Origin of the sequence: Arthrobacter sp. B0490, from assembly GCF_002929355.1 — a bacterium.
Lineage (GTDB): Bacteria > Actinomycetota > Actinomycetes > Actinomycetales > Micrococcaceae > Arthrobacter_D.
The window spans coordinates 24,448-33,902 of sequence record NZ_PJIR01000022.1 but is presented as its reverse complement, the minus strand read 5'-3'; the positions used below and the strand labels follow the sequence as shown (position 1 = coordinate 33,902).

The 9,455-nt window shown below is 70.6% G+C and carries 10 protein-coding genes and 1 tRNA gene; 1 reads left to right on the top strand and 10 read right to left on the bottom strand.

Annotated elements, in window-relative coordinates; all coding sequences use genetic code 11:
* Positions 1–301: 301 nt before the first annotated feature.
* Positions 302–1,126: a ParA family protein gene (locus CXQ97_RS17845; RefSeq protein ID WP_104182233.1), complete on the top strand. Its 825-nt coding sequence runs from the start codon at positions 302–304 to the stop codon at positions 1,124–1,126.
* A gap of 40 nt (positions 1,127–1,166) precedes the next feature.
* Here the strand turns inward: CXQ97_RS17845 and CXQ97_RS17840 are convergent, their stop codons facing one another.
* The 10 genes from CXQ97_RS17840 to CXQ97_RS17795 all read right to left on the bottom strand — a co-directional run bounded on the left by CXQ97_RS17840 (position 1,167) and on the right by CXQ97_RS17795 (position 9,427).
* Entirely contained in the window at positions 1,167–1,754 is a 588-nt protein-coding gene (locus tag CXQ97_RS17840) for a MerR family transcriptional regulator (protein ID WP_104182232.1), read from the bottom strand.
* Between the two features lie 242 nt (positions 1,755–1,996).
* Positions 1,997–2,500, bottom strand: coding sequence for a bifunctional nuclease family protein (locus CXQ97_RS17835; protein WP_104182231.1), 504 nt, complete (start codon positions 2,498–2,500; stop codon positions 1,997–1,999).
* Between the two features lie 10 nt (positions 2,501–2,510).
* On the bottom strand, positions 2,511–3,260 hold the full coding sequence (locus tag CXQ97_RS17830; RefSeq protein WP_104182230.1) for a MerR family transcriptional regulator: 750 nt from the start codon (positions 3,258–3,260) through the stop codon (positions 2,511–2,513).
* Between the two features lie 8 nt (positions 3,261–3,268).
* On the bottom strand, positions 3,269–3,685 hold the full coding sequence (locus CXQ97_RS17825) for an FHA domain-containing protein (protein ID WP_306740237.1): 417 nt from the start codon (positions 3,683–3,685) through the stop codon (positions 3,269–3,271).
* Positions 3,686–3,838: 153 nt separating this feature from the next.
* Positions 3,839–4,225 carry a glycine cleavage system protein GcvH gene (gcvH, locus tag CXQ97_RS17820; protein ID WP_104182228.1) on the bottom strand — a complete coding sequence of 129 codons (387 nt, stop codon included), beginning with the start codon at positions 4,223–4,225 and terminating at the stop codon, positions 3,839–3,841.
* Positions 4,226–4,421: 196 nt separating this feature from the next.
* Positions 4,422–4,495, bottom strand: a tRNA-Pro gene (locus tag CXQ97_RS17815).
* Between the two features lie 78 nt (positions 4,496–4,573).
* Complete coding sequence (gene der, locus CXQ97_RS17810) at positions 4,574–6,124, bottom strand: ribosome biogenesis GTPase Der (RefSeq protein WP_104182227.1); 1,551 nt, start codon at positions 6,122–6,124, stop codon at positions 4,574–4,576.
* Positions 6,125–6,206: 82 nt separating this feature from the next.
* Positions 6,207–6,857 carry a (d)CMP kinase gene (cmk, locus tag CXQ97_RS17805; protein ID WP_258062744.1) on the bottom strand — a complete coding sequence of 217 codons (651 nt, stop codon included), beginning with the start codon at positions 6,855–6,857 and terminating at the stop codon, positions 6,207–6,209.
* A gap of 89 nt (positions 6,858–6,946) precedes the next feature.
* Complete coding sequence (locus CXQ97_RS17800; RefSeq protein WP_104182225.1) at positions 6,947–8,074, bottom strand: prephenate dehydrogenase; 1,128 nt, start codon at positions 8,072–8,074, stop codon at positions 6,947–6,949.
* 3 nt (positions 8,075–8,077) lie between these two features.
* Complete coding sequence (locus CXQ97_RS17795; RefSeq protein ID WP_104182224.1) at positions 8,078–9,427, bottom strand: pseudouridine synthase; 1,350 nt, start codon at positions 9,425–9,427, stop codon at positions 8,078–8,080.
* Between the last annotated feature and the right edge of the window lie 28 nt (positions 9,428–9,455).

The following is a 9,455-nucleotide window of genomic DNA, read 5'->3' as shown; positions in this document are numbered from 1 at the left end:
CGCGCCCACCTCGTACCCGGCACGAAAAGCCCGGATCGCGATCTCTCCACGATTGGCCACCAGAATCTTCGAGAACACTATGTACTCCTGCATCCTTGCCGGTCGGGTCCCTAACGCTGGACTGATCCTACCCGGCGGTCGGTTTTCGTCCATGGCATGTCCAGGATCAGGGCATCCGGGGAGCCATGGCCTCGGAGCGGCCCGCCGTCGCGCGTCGGTGACGTCACCCTATGATTGGTCGGGGATTCATCGGACAGCCGCATGCCCCGGCGGCAGCCAGCGTTAGGTAGAGGTTCAACACGTGCAGGTAGTGAGCATCAGCAGTCTCAAAGGCGGCGTGGGCAAGACGTCGGTCACCCTGGGGCTGGCCTCGGCCGCACTCGCAGCGGGCATCCGCACGCTCGTCGTCGACCTCGACCCCCATGCCGATGCGACGACGGGGCTGGGGGTCCGTCCTTCCGGGCAGACCGACGTCGGGCGCCTCCTGAAGGATGCCAGGCGCGGCGATCTCGCCGCCAACGTCGTACCGAGCGGCTGGATGGCTACGGCCGCGGGGCACTCCCGCGGCGGGGCCTCCACGCTCGACGTCGCCATGGGATCGGCCTATTCCGGTATCTACGACAGGCCCGACCTGGGGCGCCGTGACCAGCGGCGGCTGTCCAGGCTGCTCTCCCGCGTGGAGGGCTACAGCCTCGTCCTGATCGACTGCCCGCCGTCGCTCAACGGACTCACCCGCATCGCATGGACCGCGAGCAACAGGGTCCTGCTCGTCGCCGAGCCGGCGCTGTTCTCGGTGGCCGGCACGGAGCGGACCATGCGTGCGCTCGACCTGTTCCGTCAGGAGTTCGCACCGGACCTGCAGACCGCCGGCATCGTGGCGAACCGCGTGCGCCCGGCGTCCGTCGAGCATTCGTTCCGTCTCCGGGAGATGCGGCAGATGTTCGGCGACCTCCTGCTGAGCCCCGCCATCCCCGACCAGGCGGACTGGCAGCAGATCCAGGGCGCGGCCCATTCCGTGCACCACTGGCCCGGCGCCTCCGCGCGGCAGTCCGCGGCGTACTTCGACGAACTGCTCACGAGTGTGACGGATTCGAACAGGATGCGGGACCGCAGCGCCAGGCGGTGAACGGGACCGACGCAGGCGGGAGGGCCGGGCCCCTGGCGGACTAGCTGATCTTGCGGGTGGCGCGGCGCTTGCCGAGCTCGTCGCCGGGGAAGTCCTGGTCGGTCGCGTGCTCGCTCGGCAGGGCGGCGAGGCTCCCCTCGACCTCGCGCCAGACCCGGCCGACGGCGATGCCGAACACGCCCTGCCCGCCCTGGACGAGGTCGATGACCTCGTCGGCCGAGGTGCACTCGTAGACACTGGCGCCGTCACTCATGAGGGTGATCTGGGCCAGGTCCTCGACGCCCCGCTCGCGCAGGTGCTCGACGGCGGTGCGGATCTGCTGGAGCGAGACCCCCGTGTCCAGGAGCCGCTTGACGACCTTGAGGACGAGGATGTCCCGGAACCCGTACAGGCGGTGCGTGCCGGAGCCGGAGGCGCCGCGGACAGCGGGCTCGACGAGCCCGGTACGGGCCCAGTAGTCGAGCTGACGGTAGGTGATGCCGGCGGCCTTGCAGGCCGTGGGGCCGCGGTAGCCGGCGTCCTCGTCGAGGACGGGGAGGTCTTCGGTGAACAGTAAGCCCTGGGCGCTTGCTGGGATACCAGCGCCTGCCGGGCTGGTTGCCTTGCCGGCGTCACCCTTCGGACTCACGTGCTGCCTCCTCGTAGGGTTCCCGGGGAGTTTGCTCGACGGGGCTGAACCTCAGGATGTGCACTCAAGTGTGCCCCGAGCCCCCCACGCACGCAACGGGAACTGTATTCTTCGACGTTAGATCGCGGGAGGGTCGAGGTCAAAGAGGCTGCCCTGCAAGGGTCGGCGTGTCGTCGGCGGCTCGCCACGGAGGTGCCGGAACCGACGTCCTGCCCACCGCTCGCAGCCCTGACGGCCGGGACTCAGCGCTCGAAGTCCTCCGGCTCGACATCGGCTAGGAACTCCCGGAACTGCAGGACCTCCTTCTCGGCCGTCTCCTCCGTGTCGCCCTCCTCCGTGTCCTCGGCGTCCGCATCCGCGATCTCCACGCCCGCGACCGCCAGGACCTCGTCCGCGCAGTAGATGGGGCACGGCACGCGCAGCGCGACGGCCAAAGCGTCAGAGGCGCGCGAACTCACCGTCACTCCGTCGCTGAACACGAGTTGGGCGTGGTAGACGGTGTCCTCCACGGACGTGATGCGCACCTCGGTGATCCGCTTCCCGGCCGCTGCCACGACGTCGACCAGGAGGTCGTGCGTCATGGGGCGTGGGGGGACGATGCCCTGCTGCACGAAGGCGATGGCGCTGGCCTCGGGAGCCCCGATCCAGATGGGCAGGTGCCGCTCCCCCGTGGCCTCCCGCAGGAGGACCAGCGGCTGGTTGGACGGCAGTTCGATCCTGACGCCCACCACTTCTACTTCGATCACGGGAACCCGCCTAACTGTCCATGCGGGCTATGTGGCTGTGGACCAGCGCGCTGTGCAGGCCCAGGCACAGCTCACTGATCTCGCGGGCGGTCTCCGCGGCCCGCGCCTTCGATGCGACGTCCTTGCGGGACGCCACGGGAGCGACGACGCGCTCGACGAGTCCCAGCTCGCGGTCCGCCGCAGCGCGGAAGGGCCGCAGGTGACGTGGCTCGATGCCGTGGCTCTCGAGCTGCAGGCAGGCCTTCGTGATCTTCAGGGCATGCTCGTCGAACCGGTTGTCCACGGCCGTGATGAGCCCGAAGCTCACGAGGTCGTCGACGAGCCTGCGCGGTGCCCCGGCCTCCGCGGCCAGTGTCTCGGCGGTCAGCCGGCGGCCGTGCGCGCTCAGTTCCCGGGAGAGCTGGTCGGAGACGACGCGGGGCGCGAGGGTCATCCCGCCCGGGAGGGAGGCGGGGCGCTCACCGCGGTCGATCGCGTCGACGTAGTCCTTGATGACCTTCAGCGGCAGGTACTGGTCACGCTGCAGGGCGAGGACGAACCGCAGGCGCTCGACGTCGTGCGCCGCGTACTTGCGGTACCCGGCGCGCGTCCGCTGCGGCGAGATCAGGCCCTTCTCCTCCAGGAAGCGGATCTTCGACGCCGTGACCTGCGGGAACTCCTCCGCCAGCTCGCGCAGGACCTCGCCGATGTTCAGGACGCCGGCGGCGGTTCCCGGAGCGGCGCCGGCCGGGTGGCGGGCGGAGGAGGAGGAGGCAGGCATGGAGCGGACTAGGCCTGTGCTGCCGTGGGCTGCGTGGACTGACCGGTCGCGGTTCGGGCGGCGTAGAACGTCAGGCGGAACTTGCCGATCTGCACCTCGTTGCCGTTGCGCAGCGTGACGCTGTCCACGCGGTCGTTGTTGACGTACGTCCCGTTGAGGCTGCGCGTGTCCACCACGATGAACCCGTGGGGCGTCCGGCGGAACTCCGCGTGCTGGCGGGACACGGTCACGTCGTCCAGGAAGATGTCCGCGTTGGGGTGGCGTCCGGCCTTCGTGATGTCCTCGTCGAGGAGGAAGCGTGCCCCTGCGTTCGGTCCCGAGTGGGCGATCAGCAGCGCCGAACCGGCAGGCAGCGCGGCGACGGACGCCTGCTCCTCACGCGTCAGATGACGCTCCAGGTCGCTCAGGGCCGCCAGCGGCGGCATCCCGATCGTCGTTGTCTCAGGAGACGTCATGTGCGGCTCTTCTCCATTCACGCCAGGATTCACGTTGGACACCATCGGACTTTCCTCCCCTACTGCGTGGCACGGCGGAACGACTGCGATCCGTGCCATCCCCGCTGCCTTCGCAGGGTAGGACTAGCCTACCTGCTGGGAGTAGTCGGCTGAACTCAGGAGCCCCTGCACGACGGACGGATCGGACACCTTGATCTCGAGGAGCCAGCCCTCGCCGTACGGGTCGGAATTGATGAGCGACGGATCGTCGTCGAGCGCCTCGTTGCGCGCGACGACCTGGCCGGTGACCGGGGCGTAGATGTCGCTGACGCTCTTGGTGGATTCGACCTCGCCGATCACGTCGGCGCCTGTGACGTCCGTGCCCTCCTCGGGCATCTGCACGTAGACCACGTCGCCGAGGGCGTCCTGGGCGAAGTCGGTGATGCCGACGCGCACCGTCCCGTCGACGGCGAGCTCGCTGACCCACTCGTGCTCCGCGGTGTAGTAGAGGCCGTCGGGAATATTGCTCATGGTTGCCTTTCGAACGCGCGGTCGTCGCCGGCGGCACCAGGGCCGTCCGGTACGGGTACTGGTCGAGTATAGGCATATCGGGAGGGCGCGTGACGCGCCTCTCACCCCGTCCTGGACCCCGCCGAGCGACCGCTCCCGGGAATGCGAAAAGCCCGCTCCCGCCGGCGGAAAGCCGGTGGGAACGGGCCCTGCAGTGTCGGGATGACAGGATTTGAACCTGCGACCCCTTGACCCCCAGTCAAGTGCGCTACCAAGCTGCGCCACATCCCGATCGACCTGCTCGGCAGGCCAAACCACTCGGATAACGATACAGCATTCTCCGGGCGGATCCGCACACCGCCGGAGGTGTCAGCGCTTGCGGCTCCGCTTCTCGCGGACGCGCATGCTGACCTCGATGGGTGTGCCCTCGAAGCCGAACGTCTCCCGCAGGCGGCGCGTGATGAAGCGACGGTAGCCGGGGTCGAGGAAGCCGGTGGTGAACAGGACGAACCGCGGCGGGCGGCTCGAGGCCTGCGTGCCGAAGAGGATGCGTGGCTGCTTGCCGCCGCGCACGGGGTGCGGGTGCGCGGCCACGAGCTCGCCGAGGAACGCATTGAGGCGGCCCGTGGGGATGCGCCGGTCCCAGGACTCGAGTGCGACGTCGAGCGCGGGCACCAGGCGGTCCTTGTGCCACCCGGTGAGCGCCGAGATGTTCACGCGCGGCGCCCAGTCCACGTGCGCCAGGTCCTGCTCGATCTCGCGCTCGAGGTAGCGGCGCCGCTCGTCGTCGAGCAGGTCCCACTTGTTGAACGCCAGCACGATCGCCCGGCCGGACTCGATCGCGAGGTTCAGGATACGGATGTCCTGCTCGCTCAGCACCTCGTCGACGGCGAGGAGCACGACGGCGACCTCGGCCTTCTCGAGCGCGGACTGGGTGCGCAGCGACGCGTAGAAGTCGGCACCCTGCTGCATGTGCACGCGGCGGCGGATGCCCGCCGTGTCGACGAAGCGCCAGGTGCGCCCGCCGAGCTCGATCATCTCGTCCACGGGGTCCCGCGTGGTGCCGGCCAGCGGGTCGACGACCACGCGGTCGGAGCCGGCGAGCTTGTTGAGCAGGGAGGACTTCCCCACATTGGGGCGGCCGATCAGGGCGACGCGCCGGGGGCCGCCGGACCTCTCGATGCCGCCGTGCTCGGAGAACTCCGGGAGGATCTCGTTGACCTGGTCCAGCATGTCGGCGGTGCCGCGCCCGTGCAGGGCGGACACCGGCCAGGGCTGGCCGAAGCCGAGCCCCCACAGCGCGGACGCGTCGGCCTCGTTCTGGATGTCGTCCACCTTGTTGGCCACGAGGATGACCGGCCTCTTCTTGCGGCGCAGCATGCGCACCACGGCCTCGTCGGTGGCGGTGGCGCCGACGGTCGCGTCGACGACGAACAGCACCGCGTCGGCCATGTCGACCGCGATCTCCGCCTGGTCGGCGACGCGCGCGGCGATGCCCTTGGCGTCCTGCTCCCAGCCACCGGTGTCCACGAGCGTGAAGTTGCGGCCGGACCACGTCGCCGGGTAGGACACCCGGTCACGCGTCACTCCGGGCGTGTCCTCGACGACGGCCTCGCGGCGTCCGAGGATCCTGTTCACCAGCGTGGACTTGCCGACGTTCGGGCGGCCGACGATGGCGAGCACGGGGTTGAGGCGTCCCTCCGCCTCGTCGACGTAGTCCTCGTCCTGCTGGGCGAGGAGCGCGGCGTCCTCCTCGTCGAGCTCGTAGTCCTCGAGCCCGGCGCGCAGGGAGGCGGCACGCTGCTCGGCCTCGGCGTCGTCGAGGGTGTCCAGCAGGGCGCTGACCTGGTCCTCGCCCGTGGGCTCGTAGTCCTCCCCTGCTCCTGTGTCGGGTGCATCCGGCGAAAGGTTCTCGCTCATTGTTCTGTCCTTCGGTTGGGGCCGTCTCCCGACGGCGGTCCTGGTGGGCGCTGGGCCCGGAGTCGTTGAAGTGCTGGTCCGGCTAGTGCGCGACGGTGCGCACGATGCCGAGGACCGCCGAGACGGTCTGCTCGAAGTCGAGGTCCGAGGAGTCGAGCGTGACGACGCCGTCGGCGGCCTGCTGGAAGTTCACGACGGCGGAGTCCTTGGCGTCCCGCTCCGTGACCTGGCGCCGGAGCTGGGCGTCGGACTGGGTACCGCCGAGCTGGTCGCCGCGGCGTCGCAGCCGGGCCTCCTCGCTGGCCGTGAGGAGGATGCGCACCTCGGCGTCGGGGGCGACGACGGTGGTGATGTCGCGCCCCTCCGCGACGATCCGGTGGCCGGCGCCGGCGATCAGCGCACGCTGGCGCCGGATCAGTTCGGCGCGCGCACCCATGGTCGTGGCGACCGAGCTCACCGCGGAGGAGACCTCCGGCTCGCGGATGGCGGACGTGACGTCGTCTCCGGCGATGGTGACCGATTCGCGGTCGGGGCTCGTGCTGATGAAGAGCTCGATGTCGCGCGCCGCGGCCTCCACCGCGGCACCGTCGTGCAGATCGGTCCCCGTGGCGATGCAGTGCAGCGTGACCGCCCGGTACATGGCCCCCGTGTCCAGGTAGGCGGCACGGAGGCGGCGTGCGACTTCCCTGCTCACGCTCGATTTGCCGGAGCCGGAGGGGCCGTCGATGGCCACGACGAGAGATTTGCCGAGGCGGAACCCGGAGTAGGGGGACGGCGACGCCGTCTCCGCGGCGAGCTGCGTGGTCCCTGCTGAAGCCTGCGTCACTGCACTACCTTCCAGCCCCGCTGGGTGAGGGACTCCGTCAATTCCTGCAGCCTGCCGGGCAGGACCGAGAGTTCGGCGAGGCCCAGCTCGCGTCCCGGTGAGTGTTCGAGCCTGAAATCCTCGACGTTGATACCGGTGTGCCCGATCTCCGTCAGGAGCTTCGCGATCTGCCCCGGCACGTCGTCGACGAGCACCGTCAGCCGCGCGAAGGAGTTCGGCGGCGTGCCGTGCTTTCCGGGAACGCGGGCCTGGCCCGCATTCCCCTCGGACATCAGCTGCGCCATGTCGAGCCGCGCGCCGCCGGCCGTCGGGTCCTCGAGGGTGCCGATCAGCCGGTTCAGATCGTCCCGCACCCCGTACAGGATCTCCACGAGCCGGCCCGCATTGGCGGAGAGGATCTGGACCCAGAGCCGCGGGTCGCTCGCCGCGATACGCGTGACGTCCCGCAGCCCGTTGCCGGCGAGCGAGAGGGCCCGCGGGGGCGAATCCTGCAGCCTGCTCGCGACGAGCGACGACACGACCTGCGGCAGGTGCGAGATCAGGGCGACGGCCTCGTCGTGTTCCTCGGCGGTCATGCGCGCGGGTACGGCACCGAGGTCGACGGCGAGCGATTCCGCGCGACGGACGGCCTCGGGGGCGCTGCCCGCGTGGGCGCAGAGCACCCAGGGAGCACCGGTGAAGAGCTCGGCGCGAGCCGCGACGGGACCTGACTTCTCGCGGCCGGCCATCGGATGGGTCCCCACGTAGCGGAGCGCGTGCTCCGCCATGCCGGGAGTCGCGACGAGCTCGTGCAGGATCGACTCCTTCACGCTGCAGATGTCCACGACGACCGCCCGGGGATGGGCCAGCAGGGCCTCGGCGACCACGCGTGCTGTGACATCGGGAGGGGTGGCGACGACCACGAGTTCCGGCGACAGCTCCTCCCCCGCGGCCCGCGCGTCGGTGTGGAGCCGTCCGGCGCCGATGTCACGGGCGACCGCCTCCGTGGAGGGGGAACTGTCGGACAGGACGACGTCGATCCCCCGCGCCCGCAGGCCCAGCCCGATGCTCGCTCCCAGCAGGCCCGCCCCGATGATGAGGACGGGGCCCGTGAGGTGCGTGCCCTGTTCCGTGCGTGTGGTCATCGGCTAGAGGCCCACCGATGCCATCAGGTGCCCGACCTCCTGGCGCCCGAGCACGCGGATGCTGCCCTGGCGCTGGTCCCCGATCCGGATGGGACCCACCTGGGTGCGCACGAGGCGCTCGACGGGGTGGCCGACGGCGTCGAACAGGCGGCGGACGATGCGGTTGCGGCCCGAGTGCAGGACGACCTCGACGAGGATGTGACCGGGTGTGGAATCGACGAGCTTGAAGGAATCGACCTGCGCGAGGCCGTCCTCGAGCTCGATGCCCTCCTTCATCTGGGCACCGATGCCCTGCGCCATGGGCCCGCGGACCTGGACGAGGTAGGTCTTGGGGACCTCGTAGGACGGGTGCGTCAGCCGGTTGGTGAGTTCTCCGTCGTTGGTGAGCAGGAGCAGGCCCTCCGTCTCGGCGTCGAGGCGGCCCACATGGAAGAGCCGCTCGCTCTTGTCCTTGTTCTTCAGGAAGTCGCTGATGCAGCGGCGTCCCTCGGGGTCCTCCATGGTGGAGACGACACCGCGGGGCTTGTTGAACACGTAGTACTTCAGGTGCTCGTTGAGCTGGAGCCGGATGCCGTCCACGTGGATGGCCGCCTGCGCGGGATCGACGCGGACGCCGAGTTCCGTCACGACGGTCCCGTCGACCTCCACCCGCCCGTCGAGGATCATCTCCTCGCACACGCGGCGCGATGCCACGCCTGCGAGGGCCATGATCTTCTGCAGGCGGACGCCCTCCGGATTGTGGACGTCGATCTCGTCCGCGGGACGACTGGCACGCTTGGGCTTGGGCGCACGCACCGGCCCGAGGTTCTGACCGAAGCGCTCGCGTCCGAAGGCCTTGGCTCCCGGCGGGGTCGGGCGTCCTCCGCCCTGCGTCCCGCCCTGGCCGCCGGAGCGCGCTCCCGGAGCTGCACCGGGCCGCCCGGGCTTGCCGCCGGGGCGTCCTCCGGTCTTGGCACCGAACCGGCCTGCAGGCGTACCGGCGGACGGGCGCCCTGCGGCTGCGCGGGCGCGGCCCTCGGCGGACTCGCGACGGTCGCCTCCTGCGGACGGGCGGCCCTCGCCGGAACGGCCGCCGGTGCGCTCACCGCGGTCGGAGAACGGGCGGCCCTCGCCGGAACGGCCGCCGGTGCGCTCACGGCGGTCGGAGAACGGGCGGCCCTCGCCGGAACGGCCGCCGGTGCGCTCACCGCGGTCGGAGAACGGGCGGCCCTCACCGGAACGGCCGGCGCCGCCCTGCCCGGAACCGCTGCGGGGTGAGGTCCCCCGGCCGCGGGCAGCGTCGGATGGGCGGCCCGTCGACCCGCCGCGGCGCGGCGTGTTGCGTCCGGAACCGGATCCTGGCGGCTGTGTCATGTGGAGAAGTCCTTCGTGTAGGTCGTGC